This window comes from Tritonibacter scottomollicae, assembly GCF_032924845.1.
Lineage (GTDB): Bacteria > Pseudomonadota > Alphaproteobacteria > Rhodobacterales > Rhodobacteraceae > Epibacterium > Epibacterium scottomollicae.
The window spans coordinates 3946961-3968863 of record NZ_CP136704.1 but is presented as its reverse complement, the minus strand read 5'-3'; the positions used below and the strand labels follow the sequence as shown (position 1 = coordinate 3968863).

Genomic DNA, 21903 nt, shown 5'->3' with positions numbered 1-21903 from the left:
ATGGTCGCGTTAAGTGAACCCAGCCCTCACAGCCTCTCAAATCAGGCGCGCCCCCTTGACCGCCGCATCCTGGCGCGACGGCTTAGCGTCCTTCTAGTTGGCCTGCTCGCCATCGCCGTTGTGGTCAACCTCGCGCTGGGGGCTTCAGACATCTCGCTGTGGGGGGCGCTTGGCAAATTTCTCTCGGGCGAGGAGCTGACGACGCTGGAGCGCGTGGTCCTCTGGGACATTCGCCTGCCTCGGATCATCCTCTGCGTCTTGGTGGGCGCGGCGCTGGCGGTTTCGGGCGCGGTGATGCAGGGGTTGTTTCGCAACCCTCTGGCGGACCCCGGACTGGTGGGCGTCGGGGCCGGAGCGGGACTGGGGGCGATCATCTCTATTGTTCTGGGCGGACTGTTGCCCGTTGGGCTGCAAAGCCTTTTTGGCAGCTACGTCACGCCCGTCGCAGCCTTTGTCGGTGGCTGGGGCAGCACTCTGGTCCTGTACAGAGTGTCCACCAGGGGCGGGCGCACTTCGGTTGCGACCATGTTGCTGGCCGGGATCGCCCTTGGGGCACTGGCGGGCGCAGTTTCGGGTATCCTTGTCTACATGGCGGACGATCAGCAACTGCGTGACCTGACGTTCTGGTCAATGGGGTCGCTGGCGGGCGCGACCTGGGAAAAATCCATGATCGCCGGTCCCGTGATCCTGCTGGCCATCGCGGGCTCAACCTGGCTGGCGCATGGCTTGAACTGCCTTGCACTGGGAGAAGCGGCGGCAGCGCATATGGGGATACCAGTCCAACGCATGAAGAATGCTGCCATCTTCTCGGTGGCGGCGGCCACGGGTGTCGCGGTTGCTGCAACCGGCGGCATTGGCTTTGTCGGCATCGTGGTGCCGCATGTGCTGCGCCTGGCGACAGGTCCGGATCACGGCACATTGCTCCCGAATGCGGCATTGCTGGGCGGAGCACTGCTGTTGGGTGCAGACTTGATCAGCCGCACAATCATCGCGCCGGCGGAACTGCCCATCGGCATTGTCACGGCCGTCCTAGGGGCGCCGGTGTTCCTGTGGATCCTGCTAAAGCGTCGGGGGCTGGTGGATCAATGACCATGCACGCAGATCACATCAGCCTGACCATCGGCAAGAAGCAGATCCTCGACGACGTGTGCTTCACCGCACGCCCCGGAGAGGTCTCTGCCATCGTCGGCCCAAACGGATCCGGCAAGTCCACCCTGCTGAAAGCCATGGTGGGAGAGTTGCCCTGCGACGGCAAACTCACCCTGAACGGGCGCAGTTTGCAGGGTTATAAACCGTGGGAACTGTCAAGCCTACGTGGGGTACTGCCACAAGCAACCACGCTGGCCTTTCCCTTTACCGTTTTGGAGGTTGTGCGCCTCGGGCTTGCCGCCGGGATCGACGCCAACCACCCTGATCGCCCGTTTGAAGCGCTCACCCGTGTGGACCTCGCCGGCTACGCCGGGCGCCTCTATCAGGAGCTTTCCGGCGGCGAGCAGCAACGCGTTCAGCTTGCCCGCGTCCTGGCGCAGGTTGGCCAACCCCGGCGTGATGGTCATCCGTGCTGGCTGTTTCTCGACGAACCGGTCTCCAGTCTGGATATCGCACATCAGCTGACGGTGATGGATCTGGCGCGGGAGTTTGCGCAGGGCGGAGGCGGGGTGATTGCAGTGATGCACGACCTCAACCTGACCGCAATGTATGCCGACCATGTGCATGTCATGGCCGCGGGACACACCGCAGGTGCTGGCCCGGTTGCCGAGGTCCTCACCGACGCGCGGCTGTCGGATGTTTACGGCTGCCCCCTGCGCACCGGGATCGTGCCGCCAGATGTGGGCGTATTTGTCCTGCCACAAACCGCAAGAACATGATCTGAACGCCCTGACACCGATGCCAAAGGCTCGCGCTTCACCACAGCCGGCCTTTGGTTTTTCGAAGCCCCAAGACCGCGCACCGCAATCAAGCCGACGCAACCTGGGACACGGTATCGGGCCCTGCCATCACCGAAGCCATGCAGCGCAGCAGATGCTGCTTGTTGATCGGCTTGGACAGGAAGGAATTCATGCCAGCCGCCGCGCAGGCCTCCCTGTCGCTGGCAAAGGCATTGGCGGTCAGCGCTACAATGGGTGGTTGAAAGCTCTGCTCGTTGCGGATCAAACGCGTGGCCGTGAGCCCATCCATCACGGGCATGGACATGTCCATCAGCACCACATCCGGCTGACAACTCGCGCAGAGCTCAACCGCCTCCAGTCCGTTCTGTGCCTCGATCAATTCAACCGACAGGTCAGAGAGATATTTGCGGATCAACAGACGATTTGTGCGATTGTCCTCCGCCAGGAGAACCTTGCTGCCGCGAATGCGGTCTAGATCGGGTTCCAACCTGGCCGCGGGTGCCTCCAGCTCGCCCACCGGCGGTTTGCACTGGACATGGAGTGAAAAGCAGCTGCCCTCGCCCGGCCGAGAGCACACAGTGATGTCGCCTCCCATCTGACTGGCCAGATGGCGGGAAATCGTAAGACCGAGTCCGGTACCACCAAACGCACGCGTCGTCGCTGCATCCGCTTGTGAGAACCGCTCAAAAATATTGCGCAACTGAAGTTGCGACAGCCCAATCCCGGTATCGTCGACATCAATGGTCAACGCATAGGGGTTGCCCTTGGCACGCATCACGCGGACATCGATCCGCCCGGAAGAGGTGAATTTGACGGCGTTCCCGACGAGGTTCACGAGGATTTGCCGCAACCGACCATCGTCCGTGCGCACCCGGTCCGGCAGGTCGGGCGCATAGTCGACGTTCAGCAAAAGCGCCTTGTCCTGCGCGACAGGCCGCAACAAGTCGACCGCGCTTTCGACACATGTTTCAAGGTTGAAATCCACATCTGTCAGCGACAGCTTACCCGACTCGAGACGAGACAAATCAAGGATATCATTGATAATCTTCAGAAGCGCCTTGGACGACGTGCGAATGACCTGCACGTATTGCTCTTCCTCTTCCGGCAGATCGGACTCCGACAGGAGATCAGCCATCCCGATGATACCGTTCATGGGCGTGCGGATTTCATGGCTCATGTTCGCAAGGAACTCGGACTTGGCGCGGTCTGCCTTTTCGGCGGCCAGCTTTGCATCGGCAAGCTCTGCCGCATTGCGTTTGGATGCGGTGACATCGCGTTCGATCCCGATCACCATGCGCAGTTCGCCAGTTTCATCCTGCACCGGCACAAGGTTTGTATCGACCCAGATTTTCTCGCCCGACTTGGTATAGTTCAGGATTTGCCTGTGCAAACGCTCACCGCGCGCGATATGTTCGGCGATCTCCCGAACCGTGGTCAGGTCGGTCTCCGCCCCGTTCAAAAGATCGCCCGGCCGCTGCCCCTTTGCCTCTTCGATGCTGTAGCCGGTCATTCGGGTAAAGGCGGCATTGACCCAAAAGATACAGCCGTCAGCTCCGGAAAGAATGATGCTGTCGGAGGCATTCTGAGCCACGGTCGACAGTTGCTCCAGCTCCACCTGCTTGTGCTGCAACTCCTGTTCGCGCGTGCGCAGTTTCTTGATCGCGCTGCGCCGGATAGCGGACAACCGGCAGGCCATATAGGTGGGAACGATGATCAGAACGCCAGCCGTGAGCAGGATCAAGCGCATAGGCCACAGATTCTGCGGCTCACTGGACCAGCCACCGCGCGGGGTCGCTGCCATTTGCCAGGTTCCCGTCGGCAGGGCGATATCCATCAGAACGGCATCGCGCTCAAAAATCGCCCCATCTCCGTAAAAGACGTCGCCTTGCTCTCCCATGCCATCACGTCCAGCCAAGGCGATATCGAGTGTCGCGCTTGCGTCGGTCAGTCCGGCATCCGCATAGACAATCTGGGCATCCACAACCGTTGAAACGATGCCCCAGAATCGCCGTTCGTCGCCTTCATCGACAAAGATCGGAAAACGACCGATGAACCCGCGCCCCCCCTGAACCAGCTCGACAGGGCCTGCCAGCACCACATTGTCAATGTCGCGCGCACGCAGTGCGGCTTCTCTTTGGGCATCGTTTTGATTGTAGTCCAAGCCGAGGGCGGCCTTGTTGCGTTCATACGGATAGACCATCGTCACCACGAGATCTGGCGCAACCGCGATGTTCAAGATTTCTGGCATGTCGCCGACGGCGATCGAGGCGATCTCGCTGAAACGCTCCTGTGACATGGTCCGATCAAGCGCCAGAACGGCCACCAGTCCCTTGATCAGCTGGAGGTCGGCATTCAGATGCCCTTCAAGGCGAGATCGGATCAAACCGGCCTCGCTCTGCACATCCGCGCGCAGGCTTTGTTGGTGGATCGTCCGGTTCTGTTGCTCTGCGAAAATCAGCGCGACAATGACCACAAGCAATGCGATCAATGTTGGCAGATAGGTCCGATTCACCACAGCCAAACCGGCTACTCGGCCCCAATGGCGCACCGCTTATGCCTCCGTGTCATAACAGGATCCTCAACAAGATGACTGGCTACATTCTCGCAGCTAAAACTTCCCGGATCGTTAACCCACAATCATTCCAGCGCCTGCCCCGAAGACATGCGAAACTTTGAAAGATTGAAATCTATTGAGCAAGAAACGTAAGAGATTGATCGGCATCAAGCGCAATGGGGGCGCAACGCCATGCCAATGCAACCCTAGACCGCGTGGGCGTTCACTGATCCCGGAGGACGCAATGACGCCCGATCGGAAGCATCATCGGCGCACCTGAGACCGGGTCGGAAACGACCTGACACTTCAGCCCGAACACCCGGCCAACCATTTGCGGCGTCAGCACATCAGACGGGTGCCCCATTGCTTCAAGCCGACCGGCCACCATCGCCGCGAGCCAATCGCAATAGCGCGCAGCAAGGTTCAGGTCATGCAACACCATGACGATGGTCGTGCCGCGCGTGCGATTGAGATCCACGAGAAGGTCAAGAACCTCAATCTGGTGATTGATATCGAGAAACGTTGTCGGCTCGTCCAGCAGCAGTATGCCCGTTTCCTGCGCAAGTGCCATCGCGATCCAGACCCGCTGGCGCTGCCCTCCAGACAGTTCGTCGACATCGCGGTCCGCAAGGTCGGCGATGCCCATGGCCTCCAGCGCCGTGGCGACGGCAGCGTCATCCTCCGCCGACCACCTTGCCCATAACCCCTGATGCGGGTGGCGCCCACGGCCAACCAAGTCGAGCACCGAAATACCGTCCGGCGCAACCGGGCTTTGTGGCAACAGGCCCAAAGCACGTGCCAGTTCCTTTGGCGGCATGCGGTGGATCGATGCCCCGTCAAGCAGAACCTCGCCTTTGGAAGGTCGCAGCAGACGCGACAGGCTACGCAACAAGGTGGATTTGCCACAGGCGTTTGCACCGACAATTGCCGTGATCTGCCCCTCCGGCACGGTAAAGTCCAGCCCCTCGAGTACGGCGCGGTCGCCGTATCGGGTCTCCAGTCCGGTCGCGATCAGGGATTTCCGTCTCAGATGCTGGTTCAAGACAGCGCTCCTTTGCGGTGCATGCGAATGAGAAGATAGAGCAGATAGGGTGCCCCCAATGCGCCGGTGACAATCCCGACCGGATAACGCGACGGCAAGAGAAACTGCCCGGCATAATCGGCAGCGAGCACAAGCACGGCACCCGTCAGCGCAGACGTCATTAAGAGCGGGCCACTGGCGCGTGTCATCCGCGAGGCAATCGGGCGAGACAGGAACGCAACAAAGGCGATCGGGCCACAGACGGCGGTGGCAACCGCGATCACCCCTACCGCCGACAGAACGACAAGCAAGCGGGTGCGCGCCACTGAGACCCCAATGGCTGCTGCGGCCTCATCCCCCATTTGGAGCGCACCGAGCGCCCGCCCCTGCAGCAGAAGCATGCCGCCGCAAATCCCCAGTGTTACGATCACCGGCACCGCCTGCATCAGTGTCGCGCCGTTCAAGGTGCCGGTCAGCCAGCGCAAGGCTTCTTCCAGGCTCCAGGCCGGGGCTTTGGACAGCGTGTAGGCGGTGACACTCTGCAGCATCGCCGCAACGCCGATCCCGATCAGGACAAGCCGCCCGCCTGCTACACCATCGCGCCACGCCAGCAGGTAGATCACCATGGCGACCACAAGCGCGGCCAGCACGGCAAACACAGAGACCAGCCCGCCGGATGCTCCGAAAAAGACGATGGCAAAGACCGCTGCGGCACCCGCTCCAGCGGAAATTCCGATGATATCAGGACTGGCAAGCGGATTTCGCAATAAGACCTGGAACGCCGCACCCGCAAGACCGAAGCTGAGGCCGCCAACCACCCCGAGAACCGCCCGTGGCAGGCGCAGTTCACGCACCGTGAACCCGGCTCCTGGAACCTCATGCCCCCATAGCACCCGGATCACATCAAGCGGCGCAGTCACGGATTGGCCGATGGCCAGCGTAACACATACCAACGCCATCAAAAGCGCGCCCAGCAGCACGCAAAGGCGCCGCAGCTCTCGGCGACGGCGGTCGCGCTGCAGGCGGATGCTCTGGATCAATGGCGCAGACGCTGCGAGGGTTTTCATAGCTCACGTATTCTCTTGCGGCGCACGATCGCAATGAAGACCGGCGCGCCGACAAAGGCGGTGACAACGCCAGCTTCCAGCTCTCCCGGACGGGCCAGGAAACGGCCCAGCACATCCGCCAGTGTGAGCAGGACTGCGCCACCCAGAGCGCTGAGCGGCAACAGGAGACGGTGATCGACGCCCGCAATCAATCGGCAGGCATGCGGGACCACAAGACCGACAAACCCGATCGGCCCGCAGATCGCCGTGGCTGCGGCACAGAGAAGAACTGCCCCCAGCGCCGCCATGAAACGCAGCCGGGCCACCCGTGTTCCAAGCACCGCTGCGGCCTCATCCCCAAGCGCAAGCATATTGAGCCCGCGCGCGCTGAGAAGCGACAGGAGCAGGCCCGCGCCAAAGAAAGGCAACATCGGGCGGATCGCCTCGAAGGTGGCACCGCCCACACCGCCGATCTGCCAAAGCTGAATTCCCCCGGCAATATCCCCGCGCGGCAGGATGATCGCGAGTGTCAGAGATGCGAGCGCGACCGATGTGGCGGCACCCGCCAATGCAAGCTTCAACGGGGTTGCGCCCCCGCGACCAAGGCTGCCAACCGCATAGACAAAGATCGCGGCAATTGCGGCGCCTGCGCTTGCCACCCAGAGGAAGCCAGTCAGCGACTGCATGTTGAACCACGCGACCGCAATCACAACAGCCATCGCCGCGCCGGCGTTGACGCCAAGAATGCCCGGATCGGCAAGCGGGTTCCGGGTAAGCCCCTGCATGACCGCTCCGGAAACGCCCAGCGCCGCCCCGGCCAGCGCCGCAAGGAGCGTTCGCGGCAAACGCATCTGAACAACGGCCTGCCCCAACGTCTCATTCCGCCCACTCAGACCACCCAGGACATCGCCCCAGCTCACGTCTCGGGCGCCGTAGCCCAATGACAGAAATGCCGAAACGCACAGCAGCGCCAGCAGCAGAGGGACCGCCCCCATCGCGCCGAGGTAGGGGCGAGACGAGGGCGGTGCGTGTACGTTTCGCCCCGTGCAGCCAGTGGTCGCTTCTTGGGCGGTCGATGTCATTCGGCGTTCCGCGCAGCCTCAGCGAGGCGGGCAACATAGGTCTCGAGAACCCAGTCGATGGCCAGCGGCGTCGGGTTGGCTCCCGTTCCCATCGGGTCATTGGCCATCAGCACCAGCGCATCATTCTCGATCACCGGCATGCGCGCGGTCAGGGGATTGTTCCTTAGACTCTCCAAGAGGTCCTGCCCGCCGTAGGTCACTGCAATGTCGACGTCGGTGAAACTGTCGATCCGCTCCACGCTGATTTCGCCCGAGTACCGTCCCGCCTCAGTGGCATCGCGCACGCTTTGGGGGGAAATCATGCCGAGGTCTTCAAAGAACTGCACCCGCAGATCATTGGCCGAATAGAACCGAATGACGCTCAGATCACGTGCCCGCAGATGCGTGATGAACATCGCGCGTTTTCCGATGATTTCCGGGTATTTGGCGGTGATCGCGGCGATCTTGTCCTCGATTTCGGCGACAAGTGCCTCCCCTTCCTGCGCCATTCCCATGGCGGCGGAGTTGAGGCGGATCACCTCACGCCAGCTGGTCGCCCAGGGCCCGACGCTATAGGCGACCACGGGAGCAATCTTGCTCAGAGTATCGTAGTCGGACTGGCTGATGCCGGAATAGGCAGCCAGGATCAGATCGGGCTCGGTGGCGGCGACCGCTTCGAAGTCAATGCCATCGCCCTCGTCGAACAGCGGCGGCATGTCCGCATCCAGTTCGGCAAGCCTGTCTTCGACCCAAGGGAAGACACCATTGTCGTCGTCATCCCCGAAGTTGACCTTGGCAAAGCCCACGGGCACCACACCAAACGCCAACGGCACTTCGTGATTGCTCCAGCCGATCGCCGCGATACGGGTGGGTTTCTGCGCAACGACCGTGGTGCCCAGCGCGTGTTCCACAACGACCGGGAAGGTCTGCGCAGCGAAGCTGGCGTCCTCCTGTGCCATGGCCGGGACGGCGCCAATAGCCGCAAGCGCTGCAAAGGCCAGCAGGACGCCGGAACGCCCCTGTTTCATACAACGACGGAACAGCTGAGACATCATGAACCTCCTCGACGCCAATGATCTCCATTGCCATTTCGAGTTTCACGATGCCCCTCACCGGTCAACCGAAGCAGGCAGGAAAATCAGGGCCAAACCGCCACCAAGGCGGAAACAACCAGAGAAACTGACCAAAAAAGTCGATTTTTACAATACGCGCCACCCTCCCGGCGGATAGGCAGCGGCGCGAACATACGCCCGGCCACAGCCACGCAACCACTTTCCCTCGGGTGAGCGCCGCCAGTCCCCCCGTGTGCTCTGTTCCCCTCGCCCGGTGGTCCTGGCTCTTGGACCATCAGACGAAGCCTCAGAAACAGAAAAACAATAACCAAATGGGACCTCTAGGATGACCCTTGAAACGCCAAACATCAAAGGCCGACGCCTGCGCGCCTTGATGGCAGGTTGCACGGCCCTGATCGCCGTTCCGAGCCTCGCCATCGCGCAAGCCGATGACGAGTTGATCGTGCTGGAACCGATCACGGTTCAAGCTCAGGACGACACGCAAACGCTGGTGGCAAGCGAAGTGACCTCCGGTTCCGGGCTTGCGACGGATGTGATGGACACCTCCGCCACAGTCTCGGTCGTAACCGCACGCGAAATCCAACAGCGCGGCGCCCAGACCATCGAGCAGGTGCTGAACTATACTGCAAGCGTGGTGACCGACTACTACGGCGCAGACAGTCGTTTCGACTACTTTAGAATCCGTGGTTTTGATGCCTACACCTATCGGGACGGGCTGCGGGTCGGCGCCTCCTTCGGTGGGCTGCGCGAAGAGCCCTATGCGTTTGAACGGGTCGAGGTCGTGAAGGGCGGCAACTCCACCACCTTTGGCGTGTCAGATCCCGGTGGGTCGGTGAACTTTGTCACCAAGACGCCAAAACAGGGTCGCCACGGCGAGGCCTATTTGTCGTTCGGCTCATTCAACAGCAAAGAAATCGGATTTGACTTCGGCGACGATCTGAATGCAGACGGGACCCTCTCCTATCGTCTGGTTGGCCTGGTGCGCGACGCAGATGCCGAATGGGATTTTTCGCGTGATGACGAGACCTACCTGGGCGCAAGCATTGCCTGGCGTCCAACTGCGATGACCAGCCTCGTCTTTGCGGTGGATCGGCTGCACCGGGATGGCGTCCCGGGCGGTGGCGGCCATCCAATGGACACGGACTATGACGCCAGCCGCTATTTTGGCGAGCCTGATTTCAACTATCGTGGCGTTGATCGCACCACGGCCTCCCTAATGTTCAATCATGAGTTCGACAACGGGTTACAGCTGGGGGTGTCCGCGCGCTACACCGACAGCGCCTCCGACTACGGCTATATCTATCTTGATGACCGCAGGAACATCGCGCCCGGCGCCAATGTGGTGGATCGCTTTCTGTTCGCCAACGATTCATCCGGCAATGACTTTGTCATAAATGCAAATCTTCAGTATGACGCCAGCTTTGGCGCCCTCGACAGCCGCACACTGGTCGGTATCGAATATTCCGACAGCAGCGACTTCAACACGGCCTGGTGGTCCGGCGTCGACCCGATCGACCACACCAATTTCTCCTATACAGGCGGCGGCTATGACCTCGACAGCATCGCGCCCTACCAGGTGCGCCGTACAGATCAGACCACCAAAAGCGTATATCTGCAGGAAGAGCTGACCTTCAACGAGCAATGGATCGCCAACTTCGGCCTGCGCTACGACGAAGGTGAAACCACGCAGACCAACCTGCAGACCGGCTCGACGTCCAGCGGCGACTACGGCGAGACAACCTTGCGGGCGGGTCTCCTTTACAAGGTCACGCCGGACCTGTCCGTCTACGGCAGCTATTCTGAATCCGTGGTCCCGGCGGGCCTTACTGTTGAACCGGAGCGCGGTCGTCAGCTGGAAGCAGGCGTCAAATACCGTCCGGCCGGTGGGCGTGCCTTGCTGTCCGCCTCGATCTACGATCTGACCAAACACAACATGACGGTCACGAACCCGACCACCATGATGGATGAGACCATCGGCGAATCCAGCGTGCGCGGTCTCGATCTCGAAGCGAAGGTTGACCTCTACCGGAACTTCTCGATCATTGCAGGCTACTCGCACCTGGACTCCGAAATCGTCGATGACGGTGACGGCGGCAATGAAGGCAATGCACTGCAGTTTGTTCCCAGCAATGTCGGCTCGCTCTGGGTGAACTACACGCTGGAGGGCGCTGGCAATCGGGGCGACATGGTGTTCGGGCTTGGTGCGCGCTACACTGGCACAATGTGGTACGACAATGCCAACACACGCGAGGGAGACTCCTTCACAGTGGTCGATGCCTCCTTCTCCTACGACATCCGAGAGAATACCAACCTTCGCCTCAACGTCACCAACCTGTTTGACAAGAAACACGTTTCGGGTGGCATCGGCGCAAACTGGTATTCCCCCGCACGCACCATCAGCGCCACCCTGACCCGTACCTGGTAAGCGCTGCTTTGCTTCAGTCCGGCCCTGTCATGGGGCCGGGCTACACACCTTCGCGATCATTCAACAGCCGCCGCCAGCTTGCCGGCGTATGTCCGGAGACATCCCGAAACACCTTGGTGAAATGGGACTGGTCCGAAAACCCGAGCCGTGCCGCCACGTCTGCCACGCTCAAATCCGTCTCTCTCAGCAACCGTTGTGCGTTGCTCACCCGCCGGTTCTTCTGCCACCTGACAGGTGTCAGTCCAGTGGTGCTCTTGAAGACATGAGAGAACCAGCTTTCCGACAGGCCGACCAATTGCGCCATCTCAGAGATCGACATGCGCTGCCCACCGCGCTGGTCAAATCCCTGTCGCAGCTTTCGCATCTGGTGCGCAGTCAATCGTCCGGCACTGGGTTTTGCCTTGGACAGCGCCGGAGAGAGCGCTGCAATCACCATCGCGCAGGACAGGCTTTCAAAGTAGAATTCATCATGCGCCGGATCGGAAATCTCCGACATCAACAGATGCGCAAGGGCCTCGACCTGAGGAGAGCCTTCGGTGCTGATCGTGCGGCTGAACATGTCATCAACCACATGCTCCCCCAGCGAGGGCGTCAACAATTGACGCAACCAGGCCGCTTCAAAATGCAGGTCCAGATGGCGGAATTCATGCGTCTTGCTGAAATAGCTGCTCAGTGACTGCCCCGCCGGAACGAACAGCGCCGTCGACAGCGATTGGCCACTCCGCGCTGCAGTGTCGTGACCCTCACTGATGCGCACGCAGGACATGTCATCGAGAAAGATCATCAATCGGGGCACATCCGACCAATACGACCCATGGGCCCCCACATCACTTCTGGCCTCCCAGTGTATCCCCAGCATCCGCGCACAGCATCGCCAACGGGCCGGAACCGTGACCTCAATCCCTTCGGTCTTCCCTTCGAAATTTTGCAGCAACCCCACCGCGGTCTCTCCACGCTCTGTCCAGATTGTCTGATGGCGAGGCTGTAGCAGGGGCTCGAAACCGATTGCTATCGATCAAACCGTCCTCTGGGCATGGCGGGCTTTCAGGTAGATTTGATCCGCTGAATACATCTCACCAATGCAACTGTCCATCGGCCACCCGGCATTCATGCCGCCTGCGCATCGCAAGGCAGCCTACCCGCAGATATGCGCCCGCCTGAACACGCGGGCAAAACGCGCCGCTCATTGGCTTCGTTCATCGTAGAGCCACTGAGAAAACGCCCGGACCCTGTTCAAACAAACCCAACCACCTCGGTCTGTTGACGCGGCTCACGCGCAACAAGAGTTTTTTCACAGTTTTCAGCTAGTGGTGATGGGAATGAGCGGAGTGAGAGAACCTTGGCTGATTTAGGGTCAGGACCCATTGATTTCCGTCTTGTGGCTTGAGTCAGCGTTCGAAAAACGAGCGGTGACATGTCTGATCTGTTCTGGTTGAACGACGCGCAGATGGCGCGTCTTGAGCCCTACTTCCCAAAGTCCCACGGCAAGCCACGCGTCGATGATCGGCGTGTGTTGAGCGGCATTATCTTCATCAACCGCAATGGGTTGCGCTGGAGGGACGCACAAGACCCTGTACAACCGCTGAAAACGATGGAGCGACAAGGGCATCTTCGCTCAGATGATGGTTGGATTGTCGGCTGAACACAGCGAAGAGAAGACCGTCATGATCGACGCGACCTACCTGAAGGCACACCGCACCGCGACCAGCATGGGCGTCAAAAAGGGGGGCGCGGACACCTGATCGGTCGCACCAAGGGTGGGATGAACACAAAGTTGCACGCCATCTGCGACAGCCAGGGACGCCCAATCAACCTGTTCGTAACTGCCGGACAGGTCAGCGACTACATCGGAGCACGGGCATTGGTAAGCAGCCTGCCGGATGCCGAATGGTTGCTCGGGGATCGCGGTTATGACGCTGATTGGTTCCGAGAAGCTTTGGAAGACAAGGGGATACGCGCCTGCATCCCAGGGAGAAAGCAACGTAAAACACCCGTCAAGTATGACAAACGGCGATACAAACGCCGCAACCGAACCGAGATCATGTTCGGAAGGCTCAAGGACTGGCGACGCTTCGCAACTCGCTACGACAGGTGTCCGAAGGTCTTCCTGTCCGCCATCGCGCTCGCTGCCACCGTCATTTTCTGGCTATGTGTCCTGACCCTAAGCTTCGCATACGCTCAGCACAGCAAAACAGCGCCCCCCGATGCGGGGCGCGCTGTCAGTCTGACTTTTGTAGTGAATTCAGAGCTGTACCCAGCCCTCCGGGGGTTTGCCCTTGCCGGGGTGAACCTCGCCGCAGGATTTGCAGGTGCGCGCGTCGAGATCGGCGTGGAATGACTCGTAGATCTTGGGCAGCGCCGAGACGATGCCGTCGGTCCCTTCCAACGTGACCTCCTCGCGGTGGACGAGCGCCTCGCATTTGAAGCAGAACCACTCGAAGCCCTCGGTCATGCCGGGCTGGCGCGGCGCTTCAACGACGATGCCGATAGAGCCCTCCTGTGGGCGCTGCGGTGCGTGGCGTACATGCGGCGGCAGCATGAACACCTCGCCCTCGCGCACCGGAACATCATAGATTTTGCCGCCGTCGGCGATCTTGATCATCATGTCGCCCTTCTGCTGAAAGAACCATTCCTCCACCGGGTCGTCATGAAAATCGCAACGGGTGTTGGGGCCGCCGACCACCATGACGATCATGCCGTCGCCGTCCTTGTGCAGCAGCTGGTTGCCAACCGGCGGCTTCAGTTTGTCGGCGTTATCCGCCAGCCATTTCTGGAAATTGAAGGGCTTCAGCGTGGGGTGGTTGGACATTTGTGACCTCCTTGGGACTGTAACTGTTGCCTTGCGTGCGGTGCGTCAGGTGATGGACCGGGAATGCCAGACGTTCTTGACTGTCAGATAGCTGTCCAGGCCATCGGCGCCGCCTTCGCGGCCCTGGCCGCTGGCCTTGACCCCGCCAAAGGGAGTTTCCGGCAGCGAGGCCTCCAGCGTGTTGATAGACAGGTTGCCGACCTCGACCTCGTCAATCATCCGGTCGATGTAATCGGCGCGGTTGGTCATGCCATAGCCTGCCAGCCCATAAGGCACCGCGTTGGCGGCAGTGATGGCCGCATCCAGATCCGCCACCGGGTTCAGCACCGCAATCGGGCCAAAGGGTTCTTCCTGCATGATCTGTGCCTCAGGCGGCACGTTGGCCAGCACCGTCGGCTGGAAGAAATACCCGCGGTCTCCCAGCCGCGCGCCGCCGGTCAGGAGTTCAGCACCCTTGGCGACAGCATCCTCCACCAGCGCCGTCAGAACCGGGATACGGCGTTCGTTGGCGGTCGGCCCCATCTCGACGCCCGGTTCCATACCGTTGCCCACAACGGTGGCGGCGGCGCGTTTGGTGAAGCGGGTCTTGAATTCCTCAAAGATACTGTGATGCACAAAGAACCGTGTTGGCGAGGTGCAAACCTGGCCGGTGTTGCGCATCTTGCGGATAGCGCCACTGAGCGCGGCCTTTTCCACATCTGCGTCCTCGCAGATGATGACCGGTGCGTGGCCGCCCAGCTCCATCAGCGCGCGGGTGTCATGGCGCGCCGCCAGCGCCGTCAGCTGGCGCCCCACCGCGGTGGAGCCCGTCAGCGCCACCAGCTTTACCGCTGGCTGCGGGATCAGAAATTCGGAGATCTCCGCAGGCACCCCGAACACCAGGTTCAGCACCCCGGCTGGCAGGCCCGCATCCTCGAATGCGCGCACGATGTGCACCGCGCCACCGGGCGTTTCCTCGGCCGCCTTCAGGATGATCGAACAGCCCGATGCCAGTGCCCCTGCGACCTTGCGAGCGGGTTGGCTCATAGGGAAGTTCCAGGGCGAGAACGCCGCCACCACCCCGATCGGATAATGATGAACCGATAGCTTGGAGCCCGCTGCCGCCGGGATGACACGGCCATAGGCGCGCATCGCCTCGCCCGCGTCCCATTCAAAGAACTCGGCACCGCGGATCACTTCCAGCCGGGCCTGCGCCAACGGCTTGCCATGCTCGGCAGTGATGGTCAGGGCGATCTCCTCTTGCCGTTCGCGCATCAGCGCGGCGGCGCGCAGGATGATATCGGCGCGATCCCGCGGCGCGGTGCGGCTCCAGATGGCCAGCCCTTTTTCCGCCGCCGCCAGTGCATCCTGCAGATCCGCGCGCCCGGCGCAGGGCAGCTGCCCCAATTCTTCTTCGGTTGCCGGGTTGACGACAGCGATGCTGCGCTCCGCCTTGCGCCAATGGCCATCGATAAAGAGGTTGAGATCGGGATACATATGCCTGCGCCTCCTGCATTGAACGGCCCGATTAGGCGCAGGCCCGGCACACGCGTTCAACTGATATCCGGGAAAGCTGATATGCCGTTTACTGATAGCCAGACCGCAGACTCGCCCAAGAGATGCGCTAGGCCTGATCCTCTACCCGGTCAAAGAAGCGACGTGTAAAGCCCGCGTGTTCTTCCAGCAGACGCACCGCCTGCTCCTCGTCGCGTGCCAGAACAGCCTCCATGAGCTTGGTGTGGTGGGCAATGCCAAGGGCGGCGCGACTATGGGCGATCAACTCCGGGCTGCCCAGAAACTTGTCGCGGTTGTCCCCCGTGAACATGCTGAAAAAATGCCGGTCAAGATGGTTGGAAATCTGCGCGTAGAACAGGTTCAGCCACTGCGAGCGCGACGCCGCAAGCAGCGCCCTGTGAAAGCCCCGGTGACGGTCCGACCACACCCACAGCTCATCCAGATCGCTGGTCTCCGCCGGTTCGGTCGCTTTGGCCAGCAGGTGGTGGCTGGACAGAATCGCCGCCTCCCAAGCGTCGTCGCCATGCGCAATCGCCTCGCGCAGCAGCGCGGTTTCGATCACCAGGCGACAGCCTTCCAGATCCATGAGTTCTGCCTGGGTCACCGCCGCAGCGCGGAAGCCGCGGTTGTTCTCCATCACCACGAATCGCTCGCTCTCCAAGCGCCTCAGCGCCTCGCGCATCGGCGTCACGCCCAGGCCGCTTTCTTTGCCCAGCGCCGGGATCCGCAGCGGCGCCTCGGGTGGAATTTTCGCCTCAATCAACTGCTTGAGCAGGAATTGATAGGCCATTTCCGATTTTGACGACGCGGGTAAATCCATTGATTGACCTTCAGAAGTATAATCGTATACGATAAATCAAATCATATACGATTGAAGTGTGCATATTGGTTTTATCAGTTGCACACCCAGCCCGAGAAGGAAAGCCAATGGCCCTTACCCCCACCCGCAGCACCGCCGAGGCTTTGGACAGTCAGGACCCGTTGGCGCACAAGCGTGACGAGTTTTTCGTCGAGGAAGGCACCATATATCTGGACGGCAACTCGCTGGGTCCGGCGCCCAAAGCAGTATTCGACAGCATCGACCGCACCATGCGCGAAGAATGGGCCAAGGGGCTGATCCGCAGCCACAACACCGCCGGCTGGTTCATGCTCACCGACACTCTGGGCAACCGCCTCGCCCGGCTGCTGGGCGCCGGCGAGGGCGAGATCGTGGTCTGCGACACCACCTCGCTCAATATCTACAAGACCCTGCACGCTGCACTTTCGATGCAGCCCGGCCGTCGCAAGATCGTGGCAGAGGGCAGCTCATTTCCGACCAATCTCTACATGGCGGAAGGTGTGCAATCGACACTGGAGGGCGCCACCCTGGCGCTGGAAGGCCGGGACGGCGGCCGGATCGAGGATATGATCGACGCCGACACCGCGGTGGTGATGCTGAACCACGTGGACTACCGCTCTGGCGTGATCCGCGATGTGAAGGCGCTGACCAAGCTCGCGCATGAGCGCGGCGCGCTGGTAATGGTGGATATGTGCCATTCTGCCGGGGTGATCCCGGTTGATCTACACGACCTGAACGTCGATTTCGCCGTCGGCTGCACCTACAAATACCTCAACGGCGGGCCGGGTTCGCCTGCCTATGCCTATGCAGCCAAGCGCCACCACGGCAAATTCACCCAGCCGCTCTCAGGCTGGCACGGCCATGCTGCCCCCTTCAAGTTCGAGCAGAGCTACCGCCAGGGCGAGGGCGCCCGAGCGCTGCTGTGCGGCACCCAGCACACCCTGTCGATGCGCGCGCTGCAGTCTGGGCTGGCGGTCTTTGACGATGTCGAGGTCGTCGACCTCTATGCCAAGGGTCGGGCGCTGTCGGACCTGTTCATCCAGCTGGTCGAGAGCTTTGCCGAAGACTTCGGCATTGGCTTTTACAGCCCCAAGGACGGCACGCTGCGGAACGGTCAGGTCTCGCTGACCCACACCGAAGGCGGCTATGCCATCGTGCAGGCGCTGATTGCGCGTGGCGTGATCGGCGATTTCCGCCAGCCCAACGTGATGCGCTTTGGCTTCACGCCACTGTACCTGCGGTTTGCCGATGCCTGGGACGCCGCCAACCACCTCTACGAGGTGATGAAGACCGAGGAGTGGAAAGAGGACCGCTTCAACGTCGTCAACACGGTGACCTGACCGGTTGCCGCGCCCAGCGCGCGGCATTTCCCCATACCTTGACATAACGGGACCAACCGCCTTGGCGGCGTCTCCCGTGATGCCCCCTGCCCTGCGCCTGAAGCTGCACCCCAAGAATGCAGAAGGGTGCCCCTTAGCCCCCACGAGCGCGCAGAGGCCAATAATTTTTCAAACCCAACGGGAGGACCACATGAAACTCAACACCCTGCTGAAGACCGCTGTCTTTGCGGCTGTCGCCGCGCTCAGCCTGCCGCAGACGGCTGCCGCCTGGACGCCGGAAAACCCCATCCTGCTGCGCATCGGTTTTGGAGCCGGCGGCGAGACGGACACTATGGGCCGCGTACTGGCCGCCACCATCGAACGCCAGACCGGCTGGGATGTGGTGGTGGAAAACCGCCCCGGCGGCGGCGGCGTCGCGATGCTCAGCGCCCTGGTTGCAGAAGATCCCGACGGGCTGGTCATGGGCATGGCGGTCAACATCCCGCCACTGATGGCGCTCAGTCAGCGTCCCGACTCGGTGCCCTTTACGCTGGACAGCTTTGACTACATCGGCACCGTCACCGTGGCGGAGACCGCACTGATCGCGGGCGGTGAGGCGGCGTTCTCCTCGATTGGGGAACTGGTGGAATTTGCCCGTACGGAAGGCTCTGCCAAAATTGCTTGGGACGCGCCGGACGCAAAGGCAATCCTGCAGAAGATCGGCCAGCAGGAAGGCGTTAGCTTCCGCATGGTCAAGGCCGAGAGTGGCGCGGAAATGAACAAGCTGCTGCTGGGCGGCCAGGTCGATGCCGCCTTTGGCACCGGCGCCCATCTGCCCTTCGTCGAAGAGGGCCAGATGAAGACCATCGCCAGCCTGTCGGACAAGCGGCTCAGCTCGGCGCCCGATGTGCCGACGCTGATCGAATCCGGTCATGATTTCTTCATTGCGCCCTATTTCTATATCGCGGCCCCCGGCGGCCTGCCCGCCGAGGTGAAAACCGCGCTGGCTGATGCCATGGACAAGGCGGTGGCAGATGACGCGGTGCAGACGGTCGTGCAGAACGCGGTCAGCGCCCCTGCGCTCAACCTCGGAGCTGAGGGCACCCGACAAATGATGCACGACTCGCTGGCACCCGTCGGTGCCCTGTTTGACCAGTAAATCCCAGACCCGACCTCGCGGCTGCAACTCGCGCCGCGGGGTTTTGCGACAGGAGAAAACCATGACGCTGCACCGCCTAACGGGTGTCTTCTTTGTCATTTTTGCAGTGGCGATGATCTGGGGCGTCATCCCGGCGCAAACTGAATCCGTCTACCCCGATGGCTCGATCCCGCCCGAGGTTCTGCCCATGTTCTATGCCGCGATGATCGGCCTGTTCGGCGTTGCGCTGGCTTGCCAGCGCGCGGAAGCAACCGCGCTGGACCTGCGCCAGGGGGCAAAGACTGCCGGTTTTTTCCTGCTCGCACTGGTCGGGGTGCTGGCGATGCAGCACGTCGGCTTTCTGCTGGCCGCTCCGGCGCTGGCGCTGGTGCTCTTGTGGCTGGTCGGCGAGCGCCGGCCGCTGTGGCTGGCCCTGGGCGGTCTTGGCGGGCCACTGCTGATCTGGACCGTTTTCGAAGTCCTGCTGGGACGTCTCTTGCCCTGAGGAGGGGGTGCGATGGTGCCGTTTGATGTAATTCTGGCAGGGCTGGCGGGGACATTCACCCCGGTGGTGCTGCTTTATGTGTTGGCTGGCGTGGTGATCGGCCAGTTTGTCGGGGCGGTTCCCGGCATTGGGCCGGTCATGGCGATTGCCATTGCCATTCCTTTCACCTTTGTCATGGACCCGCTCGTGGGAATTTCCTTCCTGGTCGGCATCGGCAAGGGCGGGCTTGTTGGCGGTGCGGTGCCTGCGGTGCTGATCAACACCCCCGGCACGCCCGATGCTGCGGCAACCGCATTCGACGGTTTTCCGCTGGCACGGCAAGGCAAGCCGGTGAAGGCGATGCGCATGGCGCTCTATTCCTCCGTCACTGGCGACACCGCCAGCGATATCATCCTGATTACCGTCTCCGCGCCGCTGGCCATCGTGGCCCTGAAACTGGGACCGGTGGAGATCCTGTTCCTGCTGCTCTTTGCCTTTACCGTGATCGTCTGCCTCGTCGGCGGCACAATCGCGCGCGGCGGTGTTGCGCTGTTCCTCGGGCTGCTGCTTGCCACGATCGGGCTGGATCCCGAATACGCCACGCCGCGACTGATATTTAGCCAGACCGAGCTTTATGACGGCATTCCGCTGGAAGCCATCGCCCTTGGTATCCTCGTACTGCCGGAAGTGCTGCGCCGCCTGGCACAGGGCAGCGGTCTGTCGCACCCCGCGATCGAGATCCCGGCAGGCCAGCCTGCCGCCGACCGCCGCATCAGCTGGCGCGAGTACTGGTCCTGCCGCTTTGCGATGCTACGCGGTGCCTCGATCGGCACCGTGCTGGGGGCACTGCCCGGCATCGGCTCCACCGCGGCGGCCTTCATCGCCTATGCCGCCACTCGCGCAAGCGCCAAGGATCCCGAAAGCTTCGGCAAGGGCAACATCCAGGGCATTGCGGCGGCGGAATCGGCGAACTCCGCCGTAGTTGGCGCCAATCTGATACCGCTGCTAACGCTGGGCATTCCCGGAAGCGTCGGCGCCGCCCTGCTGATCGGCGCATTCAAGATCCATGGCATCCAGCCGGGGCCACTGTTGTTCGACCAGCAGGCAGAGCTGATTTACGGGCTATTCGGGGCGATGATCGCGGCCAACTTCATGAACTTTTGGGTCGGTCAGGCTGGCATGCGGCTGTGGGCCACGGTGGTCAAAGCGCCGGAACTGGTAATCTTTACCCTCGCATTGCTGCTCTGCATCACCGGCGTCTATCTGGGCGCGGGTGGCATGTTCGGTCTTTATACCATGCTGGCCTGCACGTTGTTGGGGCTGTTGCTGAGCGCGCTGGGAATCTCGGTCATCGTGTTCATCATCGCCTTCTTTCTGGGCAGCCGGTTCGAGACCACCTTGTCGCAAAGCTACAGCCTCACCGGCGGATCGCTGCAGGAGCTGGCGAACTACCCCGTGGCGCTGGCCCTTCTGGTGGTGAACCTGGCCTTCATCGCCCTTTTCACCCGCAATCGGCATCGCCGCGCGCTGCCCGACTGAGCGCCGCCCCAAAGGGGCGCTGGCATAGCGCCAAGCGCCCCTCTTGGTATATCATTAATTAATATCAGATTGCCGTGTTCCAAGTTGCTGAACTATCAGCTGCTTCCCCATGCTGGGCCAAGCTCGCAAAAGGGAGACCACACATGGCATATCTGAAGTCACTCAAGACCGCAGCAGCGGCGGCAACGGCCTGCTGCCTTGCCCTCGGCGCACAGGCGGCGGAGTTCCGGCTGGGTCTGTTGACCCCGCCACCGCACATCTGGACCAAGGCGGCAGAGGCCTTTGCCGCCGATCTCAACAGCGCCTCGGACGGTGCGCACAGCGTACAGGTGTTCCCCGCACGCCAGCTGGGCAACGAAGCGCAGATGATGCAGCAGCTGCAGACCGGCGCGTTGGACATGGCGTTCCTGACCGTGGCAGAAGTGTCCAACCGCGTGCCGGATCTGGGCGCCTTCTATGCCCCCTACCTCGCCACCGACATCGACCATGCCGGCCGCATACTGCGCTCCGACACCGCTCGCGAAATGCTGAAGCCGCTGCCGGCAAAGGCCGGTGTTGTCGGGCTCGGCCTCGGCATGGCGGGTCTGCGCCAGATCGTCTCACGCGAGGAGGTGACCAGCGCCGAAGACCTCAGCGGGCTGAAGCTGCGGATCACGCCATTTGCGCCGATTTTTGACTTTTACGAAGAGCTCGGTGCGGCGCCAACCCCGATGCCACTGCCCAGCGTCTATGATGCGCTGGCCAATGGTCAGGTCGACGCCATCGACATGGACGCAGAACTGATCTGGGTACTGAAGTACCATGAGCACGCCAAAACCATCGTGCAAAGCGATCACATGATGTTCCCGGTGGTCGGGCTGGTCTCGGCCCGCGTCTGGAAGGACTTGGGCGAAGAAGACCGCGCGATGATCGCAGAGCTGATGGCCAGGCATCTGGACAGCACCATCGACACCTACGCCACCAAGGAACCGGAGTGGCTGGACAATCTGAAGGCGCTGGACCTGACGATGACCAAGGCCGGGCCAGAGTTCTTTGCGGATGTCATCGCCGAATGGGACAGCAAATGGGCCGCCAAATCGCCTTCGCTGCCCGCCATCCGCGCCGCGGCTGAGGCGACCCGCTGACCGTGCACCGCCCCGCCGTTACGGCATGGGCGGATGCCCCGTGCGCCTCCGCCCATGCCCTGATATTCCTCACCCAACCCATGGTTTCA

Annotated in this window: 19 protein-coding genes; 10 read left to right on the top strand and 9 right to left on the bottom strand. The window is 61.7% G+C overall.

The window, feature by feature from the left end:
- A complete protein-coding gene (locus tag R1T40_RS19635) occupies positions 1-1089 on the top strand; it encodes a FecCD family ABC transporter permease (protein ID WP_317385341.1) in 1089 nt (362 codons plus the stop codon).
- A complete protein-coding gene (locus R1T40_RS19630; protein ID WP_317385340.1) occupies positions 1086-1868 on the top strand; it encodes a heme ABC transporter ATP-binding protein in 783 nt (260 codons plus the stop codon). The genes R1T40_RS19635 and R1T40_RS19630 overlap by 4 nt, the downstream gene beginning before the upstream one ends.
- Positions 1869-1956: 88 nt before the next feature.
- Here the strand turns inward: R1T40_RS19630 and R1T40_RS19625 are convergent, their stop codons facing one another.
- The 5 genes from R1T40_RS19625 to R1T40_RS19605 form a co-directional block, all read right to left on the bottom strand.
- Positions 1957-4401, bottom strand: a complete 2445-nt coding sequence (locus tag R1T40_RS19625) for an ATP-binding protein (RefSeq protein ID WP_394805003.1) — start codon at positions 4399-4401, stop codon at positions 1957-1959.
- Positions 4402-4666: 265 nt separating this feature from the next.
- Positions 4667-5485: an ABC transporter ATP-binding protein gene (locus R1T40_RS19620; protein WP_394805002.1), complete on the bottom strand. Its 819-nt coding sequence runs from the start codon at positions 5483-5485 to the stop codon at positions 4667-4669.
- Positions 5482-6531 (bottom strand): FecCD family ABC transporter permease, encoded by a 1050-nt coding sequence (locus tag R1T40_RS19615; protein ID WP_317385339.1) that lies wholly within the window; start codon positions 6529-6531, stop codon positions 5482-5484. The genes R1T40_RS19620 and R1T40_RS19615 overlap by 4 nt, the downstream gene beginning before the upstream one ends.
- Positions 6528-7505 (bottom strand): FecCD family ABC transporter permease, encoded by a 978-nt coding sequence (locus tag R1T40_RS19610; RefSeq protein WP_317387006.1) that lies wholly within the window; start codon positions 7503-7505, stop codon positions 6528-6530. Before R1T40_RS19610 ends, R1T40_RS19615 begins: the two co-directional genes overlap by 4 nt.
- Positions 7506-7588: 83 nt before the next feature.
- Positions 7589-8626 carry an iron-siderophore ABC transporter substrate-binding protein gene (locus R1T40_RS19605; RefSeq protein ID WP_394805001.1) on the bottom strand — a complete coding sequence of 346 codons (1038 nt, stop codon included), beginning with the start codon at positions 8624-8626 and terminating at the stop codon, positions 7589-7591.
- A gap of 343 nt (positions 8627-8969) precedes the next feature.
- Here R1T40_RS19605 and R1T40_RS19600 point away from each other — a divergent pair, with 343 nt between their 5' ends.
- Positions 8970-11069, top strand: a complete 2100-nt coding sequence (locus R1T40_RS19600) for a TonB-dependent siderophore receptor (RefSeq protein WP_317385338.1) — start codon at positions 8970-8972, stop codon at positions 11067-11069.
- Positions 11070-11109: 40 nt separating this feature from the next.
- On the opposite strand, the gene R1T40_RS19595 is transcribed toward R1T40_RS19600, so the two are convergent.
- Positions 11110-11853: a helix-turn-helix domain-containing protein gene (locus R1T40_RS19595; protein ID WP_317385337.1), complete on the bottom strand. Its 744-nt coding sequence runs from the start codon at positions 11851-11853 to the stop codon at positions 11110-11112.
- Positions 11854-12483: 630 nt separating this feature from the next.
- Here R1T40_RS19595 and R1T40_RS19590 point away from each other — a divergent pair.
- Both R1T40_RS19590 and R1T40_RS19585 read left to right on the top strand, forming a co-directional pair.
- Positions 12484-12711, top strand: coding sequence for a transposase (locus R1T40_RS19590; protein ID WP_317384545.1), 228 nt, complete (start codon positions 12484-12486; stop codon positions 12709-12711).
- Between the two features lie 96 nt (positions 12712-12807).
- On the top strand, positions 12808-13407 hold the full coding sequence (locus R1T40_RS19585) for an IS5 family transposase (protein ID WP_317387004.1): 600 nt from the start codon (positions 12808-12810) through the stop codon (positions 13405-13407).
- Here R1T40_RS19585 and R1T40_RS19580 read toward each other — a convergent pair.
- From R1T40_RS19580 to R1T40_RS19570, 3 genes are all read right to left on the bottom strand, one after another.
- The gene (locus R1T40_RS19580) at positions 13312-13878 is read right to left on the bottom strand and encodes a 3-hydroxyanthranilate 3,4-dioxygenase (protein WP_317385336.1); all 567 of its coding nucleotides are present in this window, start codon (positions 13876-13878) and stop codon (positions 13312-13314) included. The genes R1T40_RS19585 and R1T40_RS19580 overlap by 96 nt on opposite strands.
- A 45-nt stretch (positions 13879-13923) precedes the next feature.
- On the bottom strand, positions 13924-15354 hold the full coding sequence (locus R1T40_RS19575; RefSeq protein ID WP_317385335.1) for an NAD-dependent succinate-semialdehyde dehydrogenase: 1431 nt from the start codon (positions 15352-15354) through the stop codon (positions 13924-13926).
- Between the two features lie 127 nt (positions 15355-15481).
- Positions 15482-16192: a GntR family transcriptional regulator gene (locus R1T40_RS19570; RefSeq protein WP_317385334.1), complete on the bottom strand. Its 711-nt coding sequence runs from the start codon at positions 16190-16192 to the stop codon at positions 15482-15484.
- Positions 16193-16299: 107 nt separating this feature from the next.
- Between R1T40_RS19570 and kynU the strand changes: the two genes are divergently transcribed.
- The 5 genes from kynU (at position 16300) to R1T40_RS19545 (ending at position 21814) form a co-directional block, all read left to right on the top strand.
- Entirely contained in the window at positions 16300-17550 is a 1251-nt protein-coding gene (gene kynU, locus R1T40_RS19565; RefSeq protein WP_317385333.1) for a kynureninase, read from the top strand.
- 190 nt (positions 17551-17740) lie between these two features.
- Complete coding sequence (locus tag R1T40_RS19560) at positions 17741-18688, top strand: tripartite tricarboxylate transporter substrate binding protein (RefSeq protein ID WP_317385332.1); 948 nt, start codon at positions 17741-17743, stop codon at positions 18686-18688.
- A 61-nt stretch (positions 18689-18749) separates the two neighbouring features.
- Positions 18750-19172 (top strand): tripartite tricarboxylate transporter TctB family protein, encoded by a 423-nt coding sequence (locus R1T40_RS19555; protein WP_317385331.1) that lies wholly within the window; start codon positions 18750-18752, stop codon positions 19170-19172.
- A gap of 12 nt (positions 19173-19184) precedes the next feature.
- Positions 19185-20690 (top strand): tripartite tricarboxylate transporter permease, encoded by a 1506-nt coding sequence (locus R1T40_RS19550; protein ID WP_317385330.1) that lies wholly within the window; start codon positions 19185-19187, stop codon positions 20688-20690.
- Between the two features lie 143 nt (positions 20691-20833).
- Complete coding sequence (locus tag R1T40_RS19545; RefSeq protein WP_106165589.1) at positions 20834-21814, top strand: TRAP transporter substrate-binding protein; 981 nt, start codon at positions 20834-20836, stop codon at positions 21812-21814.
- Positions 21815-21903 lie beyond the last annotated feature (89 nt).

Coding starts and splice junctions, on each gene's coding strand:
- R1T40_RS19635 (WP_317385341.1), top strand. CDS start 1: ATGGTCGCGTTAAGTGAACCCAGCCCTCACAGCCTCTCAAATCAGGCG.
- R1T40_RS19630 (WP_317385340.1), top strand. CDS start 1,086: ATGACCATGCACGCAGATCACATCAGCCTGACCATCGGCAAGAAGCAG.
- R1T40_RS19615 (WP_317385339.1), bottom strand. CDS start 6,531: ATGAAAACCCTCGCAGCGTCTGCGCCATTGATCCAGAGCATCCGCCTG.
- R1T40_RS19610 (WP_317387006.1), bottom strand. CDS start 7,505: ATGGGGGCGGTCCCTCTGCTGCTGGCGCTGCTGTGCGTTTCGGCATTT.
- R1T40_RS19605 (WP_394805001.1), bottom strand. CDS start 8,626: ATGATGTCTCAGCTGTTCCGTCGTTGTATGAAACAGGGGCGTTCCGGC.
- R1T40_RS19600 (WP_317385338.1), top strand. CDS start 8,970: ATGACCCTTGAAACGCCAAACATCAAAGGCCGACGCCTGCGCGCCTTG.
- R1T40_RS19595 (WP_317385337.1), bottom strand. CDS start 11,853: ATGATCTTTCTCGATGACATGTCCTGCGTGCGCATCAGTGAGGGTCAC.
- R1T40_RS19590 (WP_317384545.1), top strand. CDS start 12,484: ATGTCTGATCTGTTCTGGTTGAACGACGCGCAGATGGCGCGTCTTGAG.
- R1T40_RS19580 (WP_317385336.1), bottom strand. CDS start 13,878: ATGTCCAACCACCCCACGCTGAAGCCCTTCAATTTCCAGAAATGGCTG.
- R1T40_RS19575 (WP_317385335.1), bottom strand. CDS start 15,354: ATGTATCCCGATCTCAACCTCTTTATCGATGGCCATTGGCGCAAGGCG.
- R1T40_RS19570 (WP_317385334.1), bottom strand. CDS start 16,192: ATGGATTTACCCGCGTCGTCAAAATCGGAAATGGCCTATCAATTCCTG.
- kynU (WP_317385333.1), top strand. CDS start 16,300: ATGGCCCTTACCCCCACCCGCAGCACCGCCGAGGCTTTGGACAGTCAG.
- R1T40_RS19560 (WP_317385332.1), top strand. CDS start 17,741: ATGAAACTCAACACCCTGCTGAAGACCGCTGTCTTTGCGGCTGTCGCC.
- R1T40_RS19555 (WP_317385331.1), top strand. CDS start 18,750: ATGACGCTGCACCGCCTAACGGGTGTCTTCTTTGTCATTTTTGCAGTG.
- R1T40_RS19550 (WP_317385330.1), top strand. CDS start 19,185: ATGGTGCCGTTTGATGTAATTCTGGCAGGGCTGGCGGGGACATTCACC.
- R1T40_RS19545 (WP_106165589.1), top strand. CDS start 20,834: ATGGCATATCTGAAGTCACTCAAGACCGCAGCAGCGGCGGCAACGGCC.